Source organism: Amycolatopsis roodepoortensis (assembly GCF_024628825.1).
Classification (GTDB): domain Bacteria; phylum Actinomycetota; class Actinomycetes; order Mycobacteriales; family Pseudonocardiaceae; genus Amycolatopsis; species Amycolatopsis roodepoortensis.
Window position 1 is genome coordinate 4,991,815 of the sequence record NZ_CP102415.1, and the last position, 17,881, is coordinate 5,009,695.

Annotated in this window: 18 protein-coding genes; 10 read left to right on the forward strand and 8 right to left on the reverse strand. The window is 67.9% G+C overall.

Annotated elements, in window-relative coordinates; translation table 11 throughout:
- Positions 1–45 precede the first annotated feature (45 nt).
- Positions 46–597: a superoxide dismutase family protein gene (locus tag NQK81_RS23720; RefSeq protein ID WP_126737534.1), complete on the forward strand. Its 552-nt coding sequence runs from the start codon at positions 46–48 to the stop codon at positions 595–597.
- Here NQK81_RS23720 and NQK81_RS23725 read toward each other — a convergent pair.
- Together NQK81_RS23725 and NQK81_RS23730 are read right to left on the reverse strand one after the other, a co-directional pair.
- The gene (locus tag NQK81_RS23725) at positions 594–995 is read right to left on the reverse strand and encodes a TIGR03667 family PPOX class F420-dependent oxidoreductase (protein WP_126737533.1); all 402 of its coding nucleotides are present in this window, start codon (positions 993–995) and stop codon (positions 594–596) included. The two genes, NQK81_RS23720 and NQK81_RS23725, sit on opposite strands and share 4 nt — an antisense overlap.
- A 43-nt stretch (positions 996–1,038) precedes the next feature.
- Positions 1,039–3,030, reverse strand: a complete 1,992-nt coding sequence (locus NQK81_RS23730; protein ID WP_371878807.1) for a DUF2339 domain-containing protein — start codon at positions 3,028–3,030, stop codon at positions 1,039–1,041.
- Positions 3,031–3,242: 212 nt separating this feature from the next.
- On the opposite strand from NQK81_RS23730, the gene NQK81_RS23735 reads away from it, so the two are divergent.
- From NQK81_RS23735 to phoU, 8 genes are all read left to right on the forward strand, one after another.
- On the forward strand, positions 3,243–3,458 hold the full coding sequence (locus NQK81_RS23735; RefSeq protein WP_257483312.1) for a hypothetical protein: 216 nt from the start codon (positions 3,243–3,245) through the stop codon (positions 3,456–3,458).
- A gap of 104 nt (positions 3,459–3,562) precedes the next feature.
- Positions 3,563–3,832: a hypothetical protein gene (locus tag NQK81_RS23740; protein ID WP_257483313.1), complete on the forward strand. Its 270-nt coding sequence runs from the start codon at positions 3,563–3,565 to the stop codon at positions 3,830–3,832.
- 45 nt (positions 3,833–3,877) lie between these two features.
- Positions 3,878–5,023, forward strand: a complete 1,146-nt coding sequence (dusB, locus tag NQK81_RS23745; protein WP_257483314.1) for a tRNA dihydrouridine synthase DusB — start codon at positions 3,878–3,880, stop codon at positions 5,021–5,023.
- A gap of 22 nt (positions 5,024–5,045) precedes the next feature.
- Positions 5,046–5,879 carry an alpha/beta fold hydrolase gene (locus NQK81_RS23750; protein WP_257483315.1) on the forward strand — a complete coding sequence of 278 codons (834 nt, stop codon included), beginning with the start codon at positions 5,046–5,048 and terminating at the stop codon, positions 5,877–5,879.
- Between the two features lie 58 nt (positions 5,880–5,937).
- Complete coding sequence (gene idi, locus NQK81_RS23755; protein ID WP_126737526.1) at positions 5,938–6,549, forward strand: isopentenyl-diphosphate Delta-isomerase; 612 nt, start codon at positions 5,938–5,940, stop codon at positions 6,547–6,549.
- Positions 6,550–6,614: 65 nt separating this feature from the next.
- On the forward strand, positions 6,615–7,343 hold the full coding sequence (locus NQK81_RS23760; RefSeq protein ID WP_126737525.1) for a GGDEF domain-containing protein: 729 nt from the start codon (positions 6,615–6,617) through the stop codon (positions 7,341–7,343).
- A gap of 799 nt (positions 7,344–8,142) precedes the next feature.
- A complete protein-coding gene (locus NQK81_RS23765) occupies positions 8,143–9,537 on the forward strand; it encodes an LCP family protein (protein WP_257489826.1) in 1,395 nt (464 codons plus the stop codon).
- Positions 9,538–9,617: 80 nt separating this feature from the next.
- The gene (gene phoU, locus NQK81_RS23770; RefSeq protein WP_016337999.1) at positions 9,618–10,280 is read left to right on the forward strand and encodes a phosphate signaling complex protein PhoU; all 663 of its coding nucleotides are present in this window, start codon (positions 9,618–9,620) and stop codon (positions 10,278–10,280) included.
- Positions 10,281–10,971: 691 nt separating this feature from the next.
- Here the strand turns inward: phoU and pstB are convergent.
- The 6 genes from pstB to NQK81_RS23800 all read right to left on the reverse strand — a co-directional run bounded on the left by pstB (position 10,972) and on the right by NQK81_RS23800 (position 16,841).
- Positions 10,972–11,748 (reverse strand): phosphate ABC transporter ATP-binding protein PstB, encoded by a 777-nt coding sequence (gene pstB / locus NQK81_RS23775; protein ID WP_005152681.1) that lies wholly within the window; start codon positions 11,746–11,748, stop codon positions 10,972–10,974.
- A 10-nt stretch (positions 11,749–11,758) separates the two neighbouring features.
- Complete coding sequence (gene pstA, locus NQK81_RS23780) at positions 11,759–12,676, reverse strand: phosphate ABC transporter permease PstA (protein WP_126736205.1); 918 nt, start codon at positions 12,674–12,676, stop codon at positions 11,759–11,761.
- A 2-nt stretch (positions 12,677–12,678) separates the two neighbouring features.
- Positions 12,679–13,596 carry a phosphate ABC transporter permease subunit PstC gene (gene pstC / locus NQK81_RS23785; protein WP_126736300.1) on the reverse strand — a complete coding sequence of 306 codons (918 nt, stop codon included), beginning with the start codon at positions 13,594–13,596 and terminating at the stop codon, positions 12,679–12,681.
- A 200-nt stretch (positions 13,597–13,796) separates the two neighbouring features.
- A complete protein-coding gene (gene pstS / locus NQK81_RS23790) occupies positions 13,797–14,921 on the reverse strand; it encodes a phosphate ABC transporter substrate-binding protein PstS (protein WP_126736206.1) in 1,125 nt (374 codons plus the stop codon).
- Between the two features lie 229 nt (positions 14,922–15,150).
- Entirely contained in the window at positions 15,151–16,026 is an 876-nt protein-coding gene (mshD, locus tag NQK81_RS23795; protein WP_257483316.1) for a mycothiol synthase, read from the reverse strand.
- A 62-nt stretch (positions 16,027–16,088) separates the two neighbouring features.
- Entirely contained in the window at positions 16,089–16,841 is a 753-nt protein-coding gene (locus NQK81_RS23800; protein WP_257483317.1) for a winged helix-turn-helix transcriptional regulator, read from the reverse strand.
- A 143-nt stretch (positions 16,842–16,984) separates the two neighbouring features.
- On the opposite strand from NQK81_RS23800, the gene NQK81_RS23805 reads away from it, so the two are divergent.
- Positions 16,985–17,878 (forward strand): LmeA family phospholipid-binding protein, encoded by an 894-nt coding sequence (locus NQK81_RS23805; RefSeq protein ID WP_257483318.1) that lies wholly within the window; start codon positions 16,985–16,987, stop codon positions 17,876–17,878.
- The last annotated feature ends 3 nt before the right edge of the window (positions 17,879–17,881 follow it).

Here is a 17,881-nt window from a genome sequence, read left to right on the forward strand (position 1 = left end):
GTGACCACCCTGGCGTGTCCGATTAGTGCGGACTAGGCAAGGGGCATGCGCCCCGTCCCCGCACTCTCGCTTGTCCTGTCCGCGGCCGCACTGGCCCTGACCGCCGGCGCCGGGCCGGCCACCGCCGTCCCCGGCTCCCGGGTCCACGTGATCACCGCCAAGAGCGGTCTCACGAGCTACAAACCCGAACTGGTGCCGCCCGGCGCCCGCGCGCACGTCTTCGGGTTGACGTCCAAGGCACACGGCACCTCGACCGCGATCCTCGTGACCGGCCTGCTGCCCAACCGCGAATACGGCGCCCACGCCCACACGAAGCCGTGCGGCGCCACCGGCGACCTCGCCGGGCCGCACTACCAGAACGTCGAAGACCCGGTGAAGCCGTCGGTGGACCCGGCCTACGCCAACCCCCGCAACGAGATCTGGCTCGACCTCACCACCGACGCCACCGGCCGCGGCGCCGCCGTGTCCAAAGTGGACTGGACGTTCACCGACCGGCGCGCGAACTCCATCGTGATCCACGAAACGCATACCCACACCCACCCGGGCCACGCCGGGACCGCGGGGGCCCGGCTGGCCTGCGTGACCGTCGGTTTCTAGAAGCCCCAGGTACGTTCGGGCCGGATCCTGATCCGGACGCGGTACTCCCGGTCGAATTTCGGGACGTCGTAGTCGATCGCCGGGTAGTGCTTCTCGTACTTGTCGAGGAAGCCAGGCTGCTCCGACGCGAGACCGTCCGGCAGGATCTCGGCCTTGCCGCCGATCACCAGGATCGAGCCCCCGTGCTCGTCGCTGTTGAAGTGGAGGCTGACCTCCGGGTTGGCCTCGATGTGGCGGGTCTTCGCCGTATCCGGCTGGCTGAAGACGATGAAGTCGTCACCGTCGAGGACGAACCACACCGGTCGGGGCGAAGGGCGTCCCTTCGGGCTGATCGTGGTCAGCCAGGCGACGCTCTCCTTCGCCCGCTCGGCGAGCCGTGGGTCGGGTTGGTAGGTCATGAACCGACCAACCACGACCCCGCGGCTTTTCTTCCTCGTCCGCTCAGCGGGACGCGACGAGTTTCGCGTACCGCGACCCGGCTCCGAGCAGCACCAGACCGGCGATGAGGAAGGCGGCGACCCTGGCCAGGCCGTCCAGCGCGGCGAGGTCGAACAACACCAGCTTCAGCACCGCCGCGCCGACCAGCACGAAGCCGATCACGCGCAGGTTGACCGCGGAGATGCCGCGGACGAGCAGCACCAGCGCGGCGACCGTCCAGGACACCGTGATCACCACGTGGCCGACCAGGAAACCCGAGCGGCCGGGAACGACCAGCATCGCGCCGCACAGCACCATCGCGCCCGCGCCGTAGAGCCCGCAGACCCCGGCGAAGAGCCACGGCACCACGTTCTCCGCCGCGGCCTTGAAGAGCCCGAGCCGGTGCGCGACCCACGGAAGCGTGATCGAGACGGCCAGGATCGCCAGCGCCACCAGGAAGGCGGCGGCGAGGTCGGCGTCCGGACGGTTGCGGATCAGGAAGAAGAGCGTGAGCGGGACGTCGAAGACCAGCGCGATCATGCCGCCGATGACAGCGAAGCCGAGGCCGCCGAAGAGGGCCACGTGCTTCTTCGTCCACAGCGCGACCAGCGCCAGCAGGACCCCTTCGCCGATGAGGATCGCCGACCGGGCGCTGCCGTCGAACAGCGTCATCGTCGTCTGCAGGGCCGCGACCAGCCCGGCGGCGCCCGCGAGCTCCCCCGTCCAGCCGTCGAGCCACTTGCCGACGGCCCATACCGCGAGCAGCACCAGCGCGACCGACGCCGTGACCACCACGGCCGGGGTCTTCGGCAGGAACAGGGCGGCGATCAGCGAAGGCGCGGGGGCGAAGGCGAGCAGGACGAGCGCGGCGGCGTCTCCCGGCCGCTTGGCGGTGACGATCAGGGCCAGCGCGAGTCCCACGCCTCCCACCGCCAGCGCGGCGGCGGTGTTGGCGGTGCTGCCGCCGAGTCCGGTGAACGCCGTGCTGAAGACCGACGCGACCAGCGGCGGGATCCCCGCCGCGACCGCGACCGACGGCCACGACTGGCGCAGCTGCACCGGCGTCGAAGCGACCTGGACCACGAGCAGGAACGCGACCAGTTGCGCGGTGAAACCCTGCGTGATGATCGGCGCGCAGACCACGCAACCGAGCACGACGGCCGTCGCGAGCAGCGACGACTTCCACCGCACGGCCAGCAGCAACCCGCCGACCGCGATCAGCAGCCCGAGCGCGAGACCGGCGTAGGCCGGGAGGTACTCGTACATCGTCGTCGCGGCGATGGCGTCGAGGTACAGCGCGCCGATACCGGTGGCGGCGAGCGCGAACGCGCCCGTGCGGCCCGCCGGCGTGCGGTGCAGCCTCAGGCCGATGCCGACCAGCGCGGCGCCGAGCACGGCACCACCGATCACCCGCGGCAACGGGCCGAACCAGCCGCGCTGGATCGCGAGCACGAGGAACAGCACGATGCCGAGCAACGTGACCGCGCCGCCGATCCAGGCCAGCAGCCTGCTGCCCGCGCCTTCCTTGCCCAGCTTCTCGGCGAGGGACACCTTCGGGGCGGGCTGGTACGGGCGGTAGGGCTGCTGATACTGCTGGCGGTACTGCTGCTGTTGCTGCCACTGCGCGTACTGGGCCTGCTGGTATTGCTGCTGGTAGTGGGCGTGCTGCGGGTGCTGGTACTGGGGGTGGGGGTACGGCTGCTGCGGGACCTGCGGTTGCGGAGGCTGCTGAGCCTGAGGCGGCACTTGGGGTGCGGGCTGCTGCTGGGCCTCGGGCTGCGGCTGGGCCTCGGGCTGCTCGGCTTGCTGAGGCACCTGCTGCTGCGCTTGCTCGGCCTGTGGCGTCTCCTGCGCGGACTGATCGGCCTGCTCAGGCGCCTCTTCGTGCTTCGGTTCCGCCGCGGACTGGACGGTCCGCAGCTCCGTGCCGACCCGCGCGAGGCGGGCCCCAAGGTCGTCGATCTCCCCGGCGAGCCTGAGGAGCACATCCCCATCGGTGGTCATGGCGATCAGCATGCGGCCTGAAGAGCCCCGAGGGATCCGTAGCACTACTCAATCGTGATGACGATGTGGTCGCGACCTGCAAGATCATCGGGATCGGGCCCACACCCGGAACGCCCGGATCCGCCGCATTGCACAGTCGCAACGAGACGACCTTTTCCATCCCATCTCAGGAGATGTCTAGGGCGCTATTGACGCTTGCGTCTAGCCCTGCCTAGACATACGCTGTGAGACGACGAGAGGTCATCAAGAAGATCGCTGTCGCCGCCAGGCGGCAACGCGCGGCGTGGATCCTGGAACGGGAAGGCGCCAACCACACCATCTACACCTTGAACGGTGTGGTGATACCCATCCCGCGCCATACCGAACTGGGCGAGGTCTTCGCCGTCGACATTTTCAAGGAATGCGAGGGCGTCCTCGGGAAAGGATGGTGGAGGAAGTGAAGACCTACCACGCCGAAGTCACTCGCGATGGAAGGTTCTGGCTGATCCGCGTCCGCGAGATCGACCGCTCGACCCAGGCTCTCCGCTACAAGGACGTCGTGACGATGGCCAACGAACTCATCGAAATCATGGACGGCGTCGGAAACGACGAATACGACTTGCACCTCGAAGTGCACCTGCCGAGTTCGGTGAAGGACCACCAAGCCCGCGCCGAAGTCCTGCGCGAAGAGGCTCAACGCAAGCAGGCCGAAGCGGCCGCCGAACACCGTGCGGCGGTTCAAGAACTGCTCGCTCTTGGAGTTTCACAACGCGAAGCCGGTGAAGTGCTCGGCATGTCGTTCCAGCGTGTCAGCCAGTTGGCGAAGTCTTCCTGACGTTCCGACCGGCCCACCTGCGAGTGACAGACACCACAGGCGACAATGGATGGCGTGACAGCCACCCTGAGCAAGCCCAGCCTGAAGATCGGCCCCTACGAGGTCGATCCGCCGGTCGTGCTCGCTCCCATGGCGGGCATCACCAACGTCGCGTTCCGGCAGCTGTGCCAGGAGTACGGCGCCGGCATCTACGTCTGCGAGATGATCACGGCCCGCGCGGTGGTCGAGCGCCACCCCGGCACCATGCACATGATGACCTTCGGCGAGAACGAAAAGCCCAGGTCCATGCAGCTTTACGGGGTCGACCCCAAGACCATGGCCGAGGCCGTCCGCATCATCACCGGCGAGGGGCTCGCCGACCACATCGACAGCAACTTCGGCTGCCCGGTGGCGAAGGTGACGCGCAAGGGCGGCGGAGCGGCGTTGCCGTTCAAGCGCAAGCTGTTCGCCGACATCGTGCGCGAGTCGGCGAAGGCCGCGGCCGAGGCGGGTGTGCCGTTCACGGTCAAGTTCCGGGTGGGGATCGACGACGACCACCTCACGTACCTCGACGCCGGGCGGATCGCCGAGGCGGAGGGCGCGGCGGCGGTCAGCCTGCACGCGCGCACCGCCGCGCAGCGCTACTCCGGCCAGGCCGACTGGACGAAGATCGCGGCCCTCAAGGAAGCGGTCACCAGCATTCCGGTGCTCGGCAACGGCGACATCTTCTCCGCCGAAGACGCGTTGCGCATGGTCGACGAGACCGGTTGCGACGGTGTCGTGGTCGGCCGCGGTTGCCTGGGCAGGCCCTGGCTGTTCGGCGAGCTCGAAGCGGCCTTCGCCGGGCGCCCGCAGCCGACGCCGCCGAATCTCGGCGAGGTCGCGAAGGTGCTGCGCCGCCACACGGAACTGCTCGTCGAGCACGACGGCCACGACAAGGCCATGCGCGACATCCGCAAGCACATGGCTTGGTACTTCATGGGTTTCCCGGTCGGCTCCGAACTTCGCCGCGGTTTCGCGATGCTGTCCAGCATGGACGAACTCGACGATCTCATCGCCAAGCTCGACCACGACGCCCCGTTCCCCAGCGCCGCCACCGGGCCGCGCGGGCGGCAGGGTTCGCCGGGCAAGGTGACGCTGCCGCATGGCTGGCTCGACGACCCGGACGACGACTGCGTGCCCGAGGCCGAGGACATGCATTCGGGCGGATAGCCGTCCCCGTAAAGTCGGCGTCGTGATCGAGCAGCTGAGCATCCCCACCGCGGCCGGTTCCTTCGACGCCATCGCGGCCGGCCCCGAAGACGGCCGCCCCGTCCTGCTGCTGCACGGCTTTCCCGAGGCCGCGGTCGAATGGGAGCACCAGGTCGCGACGCTCGGCGTGCTCGGCTATCGCGCGGTGGCCCCGGATCAGCGCGGTTACTCCCCGGGCGTCCGGCCGGAACAGGCGTCCGAGTACGGGATCGACGACCTCGTCGGTGACGTCATCGCGATCGCGGATCGCTTGGGGTGGAACGAATTCGATCTCATCGGACACGACTGGGGCGGCGCTGTCGCGTGGTGGACGGCCGACGCGCATCCCGGCAGGCTCCGCAGTCTCGCGGTGATTTCGACGCCGCATCCGGCGGCGCTGGCGGAGGCCATGAAGACCGACGAGGACCAGCATCTCCGGTCCGCGTACATGACCGAATGGCGGCAGACCCGGGTCACCGAACGGCGGATGCTCGAGAACAACGCCGACGCGCTGCGCCGCATGTTCGACTGGAAACTGCCGCCGAGCAAGGTCGACGAGTACGTCCGGCGCCTGTCCGAACCGGGCGCGCTGACCGCCGCGCTCAACTGGTATCGCGCCGGCCGCCCCGGCGGGAAGATCGGCCCGATCGAGGTGCCGACGCTCTACATCTGGAGCACCGAGGACGCCGCCTTCGGCTCGACGGCCGCGCTCGACACCGCGAACCGGGTCACCGGCCCGTACCGCTTCGAGATGATCGAGGACGTCTCCCACTGGGTGGTGGAGGAGGCGCCCGAGGCCGTCACTTCTTTGCTCGTGGAGCACCTTTCGTCCCACTAACAGGGGTAACTCTGGTCGCGGTACCGGTTACAGCGAGCCTACTGGTTCAGTGGGGCGGATGAACAACATGACCGAAGTGGACACCGAACGCATCGTCTACGTCACCGAGGACGGCGAGCCGACCGGTGAAACCGCGCCCAAGCTGGCCGCCCACCACGAGCACACCCGCCTGCATCTGGCGTTCTCCTGCTATCTGCTGCGCAGCAGCGACCAGGCCCTCCTGATCACCAGCCGTGCCGCCACCAAGAAGGTGTGGCCCCGGGTGTGGACCAACAGTGTCTGCGGCCATCCCGCACCGGGTGAACCGATCGAGGAGGCCGTCCGGCGCAGGGCTGCGTTCGAGCTCGGTTTGCCCCGGCTGAACGGGCTCAGGTGCGTCCTTCCGGCGTATCGCTACTCGACGCCACCGTTCGAAGGCGTGGTCGAGAACGAGTTCTGCCCGGTGTTCGTCGCCTGGGTCGACGAAGATCCGGAACCGCATCCGGACGAGGTCGGCGACTGGCGCTGGCTGAGCTGGAATGATTACGCACTGTTGCTGAATGACGATGTGACTGACGTGAGTTACTGGGCGAAAGATCAGTTTTCGCAGCTCAAAGACGCCGAGCCCTTTTCGTCCTTACAGAACGGAACTCCGGTGCGTGACAATGGCGCCGAACCGTCGTCCTCTTGAGCGATATTCGCTTTGGCCCGTACTCATACCTCAAGAGATCCCTCCTATACGACGAAAACCAATTCGTGGCGGAGGTGAGCGTGGCAGCCGACGACGAGGCCGCGCTCCCATCGGGCGCGCCGACCACCGATCTGCTCACCTTGCACGAGTCGATCGCGCGAGTCCTCGCCACGCAGGGTGATTGGCGCCGCGCGTACCACCACCTCAAGTCCGCTTTGGACCTCGCCAGGGCAGGCAGCCTGCGGGACACCCTGACGTCCAGTTACAACCGCCGCTACCTCGATCAGTGGCTGCACGGCCCGGCCGTCGACCACCGCGGCCCGCCCGGTGTGGCCATCGCTTTGGTGGACTTGGACCTGTTCAAGGACGTCAACGACACTTTCGGACATCTGGTCGGCGACCGGGTGCTCCGCGAAGTGGCCGACCTCCTGCAGCAAGGGCTCCCACCCGAAGCGTTCTGCGCCCGCTACGGCGGCGAAGAGTTCGCGCTCGTCATCCCCGACGTCGACGCCGCCCGCGCCGTGCGCATCGCCGACACCGCCCGTATCCGGGTGGCCCGCCATCCGTGGCGCCGGATCCGTCCCGGCCTCTCGGTGACGATCAGCGTCGGGCTCGCGCACGAAAGCCGCACGGAGCCGGATATCGGGGCGGAACCGGAACGGCAGTTGCGCAGCGCCGACGCTTTGTTGTATATGGCGAAACGGGCCGGGCGAAACAAAGTGGCCTATCAGGACGCGGAATCGTCGCGGACGATTCCGCAGGCGCTGAACGCCGCCGAGTCCGCGGGCGCCTAGGCCACCACTCGCCGCCACTCACACCGGCAGCCGTCGCACTCTGTGTAGTGGTTTCACGCCTTTTAACGCAGCTTTAACCACGACCGCTCACCCGATCGCATGGACCGTTCGGCGCTTCTCGGTACCTTGAGTGAAGAAAATTCCGGGATGGTTGTCGTCACGAACCCGAGGTGTCCGTACGATAACGAAAGAGCTTCGACGAGTCGTGAAAGGAGACCGAGTGCCCGACGAGCACCACAACCCGGGGACCGGTCGCCACAGTCACACCGACAGGAGCACCGGTGAGCGCGGCCGCAGGGCTCGACGCCGCTCGATGGACACCCACGGCGGTATCAGCGTTTCGGACGTCGTCGCACGTCACACCGGTGAGCGCCCGGTCTTCGATCCCACCGCCGAGGCCCCGGCTCCGCGCCGCCTCCGGCAGAGCGAACCGGCGCCCGAGCCTCCGAGACCCGGTGTGCGCGCCGCTCGGACGGAGCCGCCCGCACCGCGTCGTCCTCGTCCGGCGGCTCCCGCCGAGAACCCGGCGCCCGCGCCTCGCGCGGCCGCACCCGCCACGCCACGGGCACAGACACCGCCGCGGAACCCGCAGCCCACCGAGACTCCGCGTCCGCCTCGTGCGCGCCAGCCGCGCCGCACTTCGCAGGCCGCGCCCAGCCCCGAAGCCCCTACACAGCGCCGTCCGCCGTTGGTGAATCCGGGCGCTCAGCAGCAGCCCGCGGCCCCGCCGCCCCCGCGTCGTCCCCGCCGCCCGATGCAGCGGCCGGCGCAGCAGGCGCCGGTCCCGCCGAGGTCCGAAATGGACCGGCTCACGATGACCGACGAGCTCGAGGCGATCGACGACGCGACGATCGTCAAGCGCAAGATCGACCACACGCTGGCCCGGTTCTCCGCCGCGCACGACGAACTCGAAGCCGAAGAGGCCAAGAAACGCGAGCGCCGCGAACGATTCGCCGCCCGCCCCGCCGCGCTCCTGGAGCAGACCCGCACGGCGTTGCAGCGAGTGGTCACGACCACCGATTCCGCGCCGGCGGAGGAGTCGGCTCCGCAGACCCGTCTGCAGGAGAAGAAGGAACGCAAGACCAGGCAGACCGCCAAGGCGGGCCGGATCGCCGCCGCCGTGGTCGCCGCGCTCGTGTTCCTCTCCATCGGCTCCGCCTGGGGCGCCCAGACCTGGTTCGACGCGAAGTTCAACACCGTCGCCTCGCTCGACGAAGACTCGGCCGACATCCAGGACGCCGCGGGCCAGACCGGCGACGAGAACTTCCTGATGGTCGGCTCCGACACCCGTGACGGCGCGGCAGCCGAAGACGGGGTCGGCGACGCCGACGGCACCCCGGGCGCCCGTTCGGACACGGTCATGATCGCGCACGTCCCCGCCGACCGGCAGCGCGTCGTCATGGTGTCCTTCCCGCGCGACCTCGAGATCAACCGGCCCGAATGCAAGCGCTGGGACCCGGCGACGTCGTCGTACTCGGAAGAGTCCGCGCCGGCGCAGAAGATCGCGAAGCTGAACACGGCTTACGCGGTCGGCGGCCCGCAGTGCGTCACGAAGGTCATCCAGCAGATCACCGGCATGAAGATGAACCACTTCGTCGGGATCGACTTCAACGGCTTCAAATCCATGGTCGACGCCGTGCAGGGCGTCACCGTGTACAACGAGAAACCGGTCGACGACACCACGCTCGGCATGATCATCCCGCAGGCGGGCGAGGTCCGGATCTCCGGCGACCAGGCGCTGAACTACGTCCGGGCCCGGCACGTCAAGGGCGACCCGACGTCGGACTACGGCCGGATCAAACGGCAGCAGGCCTTCCTCGGCGCGCTGCTGAAGACGGTGATGTCGAAGGACGTCATCCTGGACACCGGCAAACTCAGCGGGTTCATCGACGCGTTCGCCAAGGCCACCTTCGGCGAGAACATCGGCATCAACCAGATGATGACGCTGGCGAAGTCGATGCGCGGGATGGGTTCGGACAAGGTCAAGTTCCTCACCGTGCCCACCACCGAAGAGGCGAACAAGCGCGGCAACGAGGTGTTGGTGCAGAGCCGGGCGAAGGCCGTCTTCGACGCGTTGATCAACAACACCCCGCTGGAGGAGAAGGCGCCGGCGCCGCCCGCGAGCGACACAACGCCCGCTCCGACCAGCTCCGCCAAGTCCGGCGGCGCCAAGAAGAGCAGCAGCTCAGGCTGAGGAGCATTCGTTAGTCCGGGTTCACGTCAGGTTCACTCTGGGATGCGGCTTTTGGACCCTGTTGCCCGTAGGGTTGGGCCATGCGTGAGGCTTACCATGTCGAACTCGAACAGCTCGCCGAGAACCTAGCGAGCATGTCGCTCCAGGTCGCCGACGCGATGGAGCGGGCGACCCGGGCGTTGCTCGAGGTCGATCTCGGACTCGCCGAGCAGGTGATCAGCGACGACGCGAAGGTCGACGACGCGCGCGCCGAATGCGAGGAGCAGGCGTACGCGCTGCTGGCCCTGCAGGCACCCGTCGCGACCGACCTGCGGACCGTCCTCGCCGCGATCCACGCGGCGGAGAGCCTGGAGCGGATGGGCGATCTGGCGCTGCACGTGGCCAAGGCCGCGCGCCGCCGTCACCCGGACCCCGTGCTCCCCGAAGAGGTGAAGGCGGACTTCGCCAAGATGGGCGAGGTCGGCGTCAGCCTGGCGCGCCAGGTCGAGCAGGTCATCAAGTCCAAGGACGTCGAGGCCGCCCGCACGATCGAGTCGGACGACGACGAGGTCGACGAGATCCACAAGCACCTGTTCACGGTCATCATGGACCGGAACTGGGACCACGGCGTCGCCGCGGCCGTGGACGTCACCCTGCTGGGCCGCTTCTACGAGCGCTTCGCCGACCACGCCGTCTCGGTCGCGCGCCGGATGATCTTCGTGGTGACCGGCAAGATGCCCGGCTACGGACCCGACGAGCTCTAGGGGCCGAAGGGGGCTTTCCCCGCATAGGACGCGTAGCGAAAGGGTCCTTTACCGCATCTCACGCGGTGAAGGACCCTTTCGTCTTCTCCCGCCCCGACCCTGCGCACGCTCCCGTCCCCGCCCCTGCGCACATGTCGCGAAAGCCACTTTCGGGACGTCTGATGTCCCGAAAGTGGCTTTCGCGACATGCCCGGGCGACACGTGCCGTCCCGCCCGGGCCTTGAGGGGCAGTTGTCGAGTACCTGCCGGGCAGTCCCCCGTGACTGATTGGACGACACGCGTGTCCAGACGGACGACTCGCCGCCCTTGCCTCGCCGACGCGTGTGGCGGCCTCCAAGCACGCGTGGCGGCCGCGCAATCACCTGTGTCGTCCAGTCACGCGTGTCGTCCAGTCGCGTGTGTCGTCCAGTCGCATGTGTCGTCCAGTCGCATGTGTCGTCCAGTCGCATGTGTCGTCCAGTCGCGTGTGTCGGCCGCGTAATCACGCGTGTCGTCCGGCCAGTCACGCGTGTCGTCCGTCTGATCACGTGTGTCGTCCAGGCAGTCACGTGTGGCGGCCGGCCAGACACGTGTGGCGGCCGCCCGGTCACGCGAGCGAACCCGCCGCCGGCGGCAGACCCCAAGCGCGTGAAGGCCCCCTTCCCTCGGCTCAGCCGAGGGAAGGGGGCCTTCACGCGCAAAAAAGGGAGACTCAGCCGAAGCGGCCCGAGATGTAGTCCTCGGTCGCCTTCTCGTCCGGGTTCGAGAAGATCTTCTCGGTGTCGTTCAGCTCCACCAGGCGACCCGGCTGGCCGACGCCCGCCAGGTTGAAGAACGCGGTCTGGTCCGAGACCCGCGCCGCCTGCTGCATGTTGTGCGTCACGATGACGATCGTGTACTCCTTTTTGAGCTCACCGATCAGGTCCTCGATGGCGAGGGTCGAGATCGGGTCGAGCGCGGAGCACGGCTCGTCCATCAGCAGCACGTCGGGCCGCACGGCGATCGCCCGCGCGATGCAGAGCCGCTGCTGCTGACCACCGGAGAGGCCGCCGCCCGGCTTGTTCAGCCGGTCCTTGACCTCGTTCCACAGGTTCGCGCCGCGCAGAGCACGCTCGGCGACCTCGTCGAGTTCCTTCTTGCCCTTGGTGCCGCCGAGGCGCAGGCCCGCCACGACGTTGTCGCGGATGGACATCGTCGGGAACGGGTTGGGCCGCTGGAACACCATGCCGATCGTGCGGCGGACCTGCACCGGGTCGACCCCGGCGCCGTAGATGTCCTCGCCGTCGAGCAGCACCTCACCCTCGACGCGGGCGCCGGGGATGACCTCGTGCATACGGTTCAGCGTGCGCAGGACGGTCGACTTGCCGCAGCCCGACGGGCCGATGAACGCGGTGACGTTCCGCGGCGGCACCGAGAGGGTGACGCCGTCCACGGCGTGGAATTTGCCGTAGTAGATGTCCACGTCTTTGACGTCGATTCGTTTGGCCATCTCAAACAGCTCACTTCTTCTTCGGGGCGACAAGACGGGCAAAGAGCATGGCGAGGAGGTTCACGATCGCGATGATCAGTACCAGGGTGAGTGCCGCACCCCAGATCCTGTCGAAAGCGACGGTACCTTCGTCGAACGGGTTGCTGACCCGTTCGTTGTTCATCAGAAGCGGCAAAGCGGCCTGCTCGCCACCGAAGATGTCCCAGTTCACGTAGGCCGAGTACCCCACGAGGACCAGCAGCGGCGCGGTCTCGCCCATGACCCGGGCGAGCGCCATCATGATGCCGCCGATGATGCCGGACAGCGCGGTCGGCAGGACGATCTTCATGATCGTCTTCCACTTCGGCACGCCGAGCGCGTAGGAGGCCTCGCGCAGGTCGTCCGGAACGATCCGCAGCATCTCCTCCGAGGAGCGCACGACCACCGGGATCATCAGCAGCACCAGGGCCAGCGAGACGGCGAAACCGCTGCGCGGAAGGCCGAACGTGGTGATCCACAGGGCGTAGATGAACAGCGCCGCGACGATCGAGGGGACACCGGAGAGGATGTCCACCATGAACGTGGTGATCTTCGCGAGTTTGCCGCGGCCGTATTCGACCAGGTAGATCGCGACCAGCATGCCGATCGGGACCGCGATGATCGCGCAGACCAGGCCCTGCAGCACCGAGCCGATGACGGCGTGGGCCACGCCGCCGCCGACCTCGTCCGACAGCACCGAGCCGAAGTCCTCGGTCCACCAGTTGCTGTAGGGGATCCGCTTGACACCGTTGATGACCACGGTGGCGAGCAGCCACACCAGCGGCACGACGGCGATCAGGAACGACAGCCAGATCAGCGCGGTCGCGAGGCCGTTCTTGACCTTCCTCGCCATGCTGACCTGCTGGAAGGCGGGGGTGGTGGCGGGGGTCTTCTCGAGCGTGGTGGACATGCTCAGTCCCCCTTCTTGGCGATGACGGATCGCGCGATGAAGTTGACGACGAGCGTCAGCAGGAACAGCACGAGACCCGCCGCGATGTACGCGCCCGCCGAGATCTCGTTGTTGAGTTCCGCGTAGTCCGCCGCGATCTTCGAGGCGAACGTCGCGCCGCCGTCGAAGAGGCTCCAGGTGAACTCGCGGCCCACGATGCCGGTCAGGATGATCGCGAGCGCGATCGTCTCGCCGAGCGCGCGGCCGAGGCCGAGCATCGAAGCGCCGATGTAGCCCGCCTTGCCGAACGGCAGCACCGTGGTGCGGATGACCTCCCAGCGGGTGGCGCCCAGCGCCAGCGCGCCTTCGATATGCGGGGTCGGCGTCCGCTCGAACACCTCGCGGGACAGCGAGGTGATGATCGGCAGGATCATCACGGCGAGCACGATGCCCGCGGTGAAGATGGTGCCGCGCATGTCCGGCGACACGTTGCCCGCCGCGAAGAGCGGGATCCACGAGAAGGTCTCGTTGACCCACTTCGAGAAGGGCTCGATCGCCGGCGCGAAGACCATCAGGCCCCAGAGGCCGTAGATGATCGAGGGGACCGCGGCGAGCAGGTCGATGACGTACGCGAACGGCCGCGCCAGCCGCTTCGGCGCGTACTGGGTGAGGAACAGCGCGATCCCGAGCGAGATCGGCATCGCGATGATCAGCGCCAGCAGGGACGAGTACACCGTGACCAGCAGCAGGCCCATGATGCCGAACCGCATGTCGTCCGGATCGGTCTGCCAGACCTGGCTGGTCAGGAAGTTCACGTTGTCGGCCTGGAGCGCCGGAATGGCCTGCACCAGCAGGAACAACCCGATCAGGCCGATCAGCGAGACGACGAAGACGCCGGCTCCGGTGGTCAGGATCTGGAAGATGCGGTCACCGGGTCGCACCGTCCTGGAATTGGGGCTCGCGAGGCGCACCGAGGACTGCTCGGGCGGTGACGCGGCAGATTGCTCCGAAATCGGGTCCTCCGTGAAGGTCTCGCGGACGCCAGAACGCCCACCGGGGTCGCCGGTGGGCGTTCTGGGCGAAGATGAATCGCTCATCGACTACTTCTGTCCAGCCTGTCTTTACCGCTCAACCGGAAGGATCAGGCGATGGCCTTGACGGCGGTCAGGACCTTGTCCTGCAGGCTCTGCGGGATCGGCACGTAGCCCTTTTCCGAGAGCGGCTTCTGCCCGTCGGTGGCGGCGACGTTCAGGAACGCCTTGACGGCCTTGGCGACCTCGGGGTCCGCGTACTTGGAGCACACGATCTCGTAGGTGGCCAGGATGACCGGGTACGCGCCGGGCACGTTGCTGGAGTAGATCGAGTCCAGGTCGAGGGCCAGGTCGTTCGTGCCCTCCTTCTTGAACTTCGCCGCGTCGAGGGACTTGGCGACGTTCGCCGCGTTGAGCTCGACACCGCCGGAGCCGCTGTCGATGAGGGCGGTGCTGATGCCGTCCTTCGCGAACGCGGACTCGACGTAGGTGATCGCGCCGTCGGCGGACTTCACGGCGTTGGCGACACCGTTGGACTTCTCCGCGCCGTTGCCGACACCGCCGTTGAACTTCTTGCCGTCACCCTGGGTCCAGGCGCCCTTGGACGCGACCTTCAGGTACTTCTGGAAGTTGTCGGTGGTGCCCGACTCGTCGGTGCGGGAGATGACCTGGATGGCCTTGTCCGGCAGGTTCAGGCTCTCGTTGCCCTTGACCGCCTTGATGGCCGGGTCGTTCCACTTGGTGATGCCACCGTTGAAGATCTTGGCGGTGACCTCGGGGGTCAGGGTCAGCTTGTCGACCCCGGCGAGCTTGTAGGCGACGGCGACCGGGCCGACGACGAGCGGGAGGTTCCACGCGTCGGAGGCGCAGCGGGCCTTGGCCTTCTCGGCCTCTTCGTCCTTGAGGGGCGAGTCCGAGCCGGCGAAGTCGACCTGGTTCGCGTTGAACTGCTTGATGCCGGCGCCCGAACCGCTCGGGTTGTAGTTCACCTTCTGGCCGGAGCACTTGGCGGCGTAAGCCTGCACGAAGATGTCGATCGCGTTCTTCTGCGCGGACGAGCCCTCGGCCGAAAGCGGGCTCTTGCCACCGCATTCGACGTTCGCCGCGCCGCTGGGGGCGGCGGCGGCACCGGTGCTGCCGGGCTTGGTCGCCGCCGGGTCGGATCCACAGGCGCCGAGCACGAGGGCGGCGGTGGCCACGATGCCGATCGCGCCCGCGGGCCGCATGATCTTCACTGCATTTCCTCCACTGGGAGACTTTCGCCGGATCGGTGGAACGGGAGCGTTCCTTCCGGACCCGGACACTAAGCACCGACAGTGGACAGGCGGCCGTCTAAGGGTGAACGACAGGTGAACAAGGCAGCCGATGTGAGCAGCGCGACTACTCCGAAAGTGGCCTGTGTCCCAGCCGTGACCTGCGCGTCTGCTCTCCGTGACCGGTCAAGTGCCGCACGTGTGAACGCCGCTACCGAGCGTATTGGACGTCTACCTCGTATCGGGTGAAGCCGAGCTTCGAATACACGGCGAGTGCGGGCGCGTTGTCACCTTCGACGTACAAGATCACTTGGCCCAGCCCGCGATCACGGAGGTACCGCAGCCCGGCGAGTGTGAGCGCCTTCCCGAGACCGCCGCCCTGTGCGTCCGGATCGATGCCGACGACGTAGACCTCACCCGCGGGCTCTCCGCCGAAGCGGCCGGGGACGGCCTCGTGGACCTTCGTCCAGTGGAAGCCGATGACCTTCCCGTCCTCTTCCGCGAGGAAGAAGCCCTCGGGGTCGAACCAGGCTTCCTTCTCGGTCGCCCGGACCTCGTCGGCGGTCAGTGCGCCCTGTTCGGGGTGCCAGTCGAAGGCGCGCGCGTTGACGCGGACCATCGCTTCCTCGTCCTGGCCGGGGACGAACGTCCGCAGCGTGACGCCCTCACGAGTCACGGGCTCCGGCCAGTCCGCGGCTTCGACATCGGCGTGCAGGATCAACAGCTCGCGGGCACGCTCGAAACCTTCGGTCCCGGCGAGATGGACGGCGGCGGGGTGATCGCCGTGCGCCCAGACCCGCAGCGGCTTCCCCGCGACGTGGTCGACGAGCGCCTTGACGAGCGCCCTGCCGTGCCCGGAACGGCGGTGCCCGGGGTGAACGAACAGTTCGGCGACCTGGTTGCCGTGCGAATCGCCTTCGGTGTCCAGGTGCGCGTACGCGACCAACTCACCGTTCAGGCGCCCCAGAAGGTGCTGTCCACCGGCGAAACCGGTGTCCTCCGGGCGCCCGTCGGCCTCACGCACGGCGAGCAGGAAGTCGTGGATCTCTTCCGTGTCCGGTTCACCGGTCCAAGCCAGATCGAGCATGAAATCGACCCTACCCGGGAACCCGGTCTCCGCCCGGACGTCTTGTCAGGCAGAAAGGGGATTCAGTGCGCGGACAGCTCGTTCGGCTCGTAGACGCTCGAGTCCGGGGCGATGGCCTGCTTGGCGGCGGCGCTGCCCTTCGACGGCCGCTCGAACTTGTAGCCGACGTTGCGCACGGTCCCGATCATCTGCTCGTGCTCCGGCCCCAGCTTCGCGCGGAGACGCCGGACGTGGACGTCGACCGTGCGCGTGCCGCCGAAGAAGTCGTAACCCCAGACCTCCTGCAGCAGCTGGGCGCGGGTGAACACCCGGCCGGCGTGCTGGGCGAGGTACTTGAGGAGCTCGAACTCCTTGTAGGTCAGTTCGAGGGTGCGCTTGCGGAGCTTCGCGGTGTAGGTCGCCTCGTCGATGACCAGTTCGCCGACCCGGAGCTCGGCGTCGACCTGCGCGGCGCCGCCGTCGCGGGTGGTGACGAGCCGCAGCCGGGCGTCGACCTCGGCGGGACCGGCCGTCGGGAGGAGGATGTCGTCGGTGCGCCATTCCGCGCTGACCGCGACCAGGCCGCCTTCGCCGACGACAGCGATGACCGGCGTGGAGGTCTCGTCCTCGCCGGCGCCCTTGAGCAGGCGGCAGAGGCTCTTCGCGGAGGCGAGATCGCTGCGGGCGTCGAGGACGATGACGTCGCGGTGGCCGGCGTCGAGCAGCGCGGTCACTTCCGGAGCACGGACGCGTACGGTGTGGGGCAGCAGATCCAGAGCGGGCAATACCGTGGTGGCATCTGCTTCCGCGGTCAGTACCAGAAGGTCCAGGCTCATCGCCGCACCGCCTTCAGTCGTGGTCGCCTCGAACGTGGCTACAGCCGGTGCTTGGTGAGAATAGCGGGTGCCGGGCCGAGGACCTACCCCGTGCTGGATCGATCACACCTGGCCAAAGAGGTTTACGAAGGAGATTCGACACAATGGTGAGCAGGCCCGTGGCGCGTGACGACCGACCGTCTCCCGGTCGGCCGGCCAAGCGAGGGAAGCGCCGTGGCCGGGGCTGGCTCATCGCCCTCGCGGTGCTGGTGGTGCTGCTGGTCGGGGCCGATTTCGGGGCGGCGGCGTACGCCGAGCACACGATCTCCCAGAAGGCCCGTCAACAGCTGGAGCTGGCCAACGATCCGGCGGTCACGGTGCACGGTTTCCCCTTCCTGACCCAGGCCCTTTCCGGTGACTACAGTCACATCACGATCAACGCCCAGGGCGTCGCCGTCCCGCCGCGGCTGCGGGACGTGGACTTCAACGCCGACCTGAGCGACGTCACGGCCCCGCTGTCCGACCTGACGTCCGGCAACACGAAGTCGATCGTCATCGGCACGCTCAAGGGCGAGGTGACGATCAAGGCCGCGGACATCGCGCGGCAGGCGCCGCTGGACAAGATCGAGAACCTGAAGATCGAGCCGGTCACCGAGGACTACGTCCGCAACGGCGACAGCGGGCAGGGCGAGACGAAGCCGACCGCGACGAACGAGAACGGCGAGCCGGTCGACACCGCCAGCACCGGGATCCGGGTTTCGGGCAACGTCCAGATCGCCGGGCAGAAGGTGGAGATCTTCTGCTTCGCGATGATCGAACTGGACGGGCAGAAGATCCGTCTCGAACCGAAGCGGCTCCAGTTCGGGAATGACAAGGAGACCACCGTCGTTCCCCAGGCGGTACAGGACGCGCTGCTGCCGAACTTCAACGCGACCATCGACACCGGCGCGATGCCGTTCTCGGTGACGCCGACGTCGGTGCGGGTGAACAGCGGCTCGGTGACCATCAAGGGCGAGGGCAAGAACGTCGCCTTCAGCGGAGCGAAGCCTCAGGGGTGACTT

Coding starts and splice junctions, on each gene's coding strand:
- NQK81_RS23720 (WP_126737534.1), top strand. CDS start 46: ATGCGCCCCGTCCCCGCACTCTCGCTTGTCCTGTCCGCGGCCGCACTG.
- NQK81_RS23725 (WP_126737533.1), bottom strand. CDS start 995: ATGACCTACCAACCCGACCCACGGCTCGCCGAGCGGGCGAAGGAGAGC.
- NQK81_RS23730 (WP_371878807.1), bottom strand. CDS start 3,030: ATGCTGATCGCCATGACCACCGATGGGGATGTGCTCCTCAGGCTCGCC.
- NQK81_RS23740 (WP_257483313.1), top strand. CDS start 3,563: ATGGCCAACGAACTCATCGAAATCATGGACGGCGTCGGAAACGACGAA.
- dusB (WP_257483314.1), top strand. CDS start 3,878: ATGGATGGCGTGACAGCCACCCTGAGCAAGCCCAGCCTGAAGATCGGC.
- idi (WP_126737526.1), top strand. CDS start 5,938: ATGAACAACATGACCGAAGTGGACACCGAACGCATCGTCTACGTCACC.
- NQK81_RS23765 (WP_257489826.1), top strand. CDS start 8,143: ATGGACCGGCTCACGATGACCGACGAGCTCGAGGCGATCGACGACGCG.
- phoU (WP_016337999.1), top strand. CDS start 9,618: ATGCGTGAGGCTTACCATGTCGAACTCGAACAGCTCGCCGAGAACCTA.
- pstB (WP_005152681.1), bottom strand. CDS start 11,748: ATGGCCAAACGAATCGACGTCAAAGACGTGGACATCTACTACGGCAAA.
- pstA (WP_126736205.1), bottom strand. CDS start 12,676: ATGTCCACCACGCTCGAGAAGACCCCCGCCACCACCCCCGCCTTCCAG.
- mshD (WP_257483316.1), bottom strand. CDS start 16,026: ATGCTCGATCTGGCTTGGACCGGTGAACCGGACACGGAAGAGATCCAC.
- NQK81_RS23800 (WP_257483317.1), bottom strand. CDS start 16,841: ATGAGCCTGGACCTTCTGGTACTGACCGCGGAAGCAGATGCCACCACG.
- NQK81_RS23805 (WP_257483318.1), top strand. CDS start 16,985: ATGGTGAGCAGGCCCGTGGCGCGTGACGACCGACCGTCTCCCGGTCGG.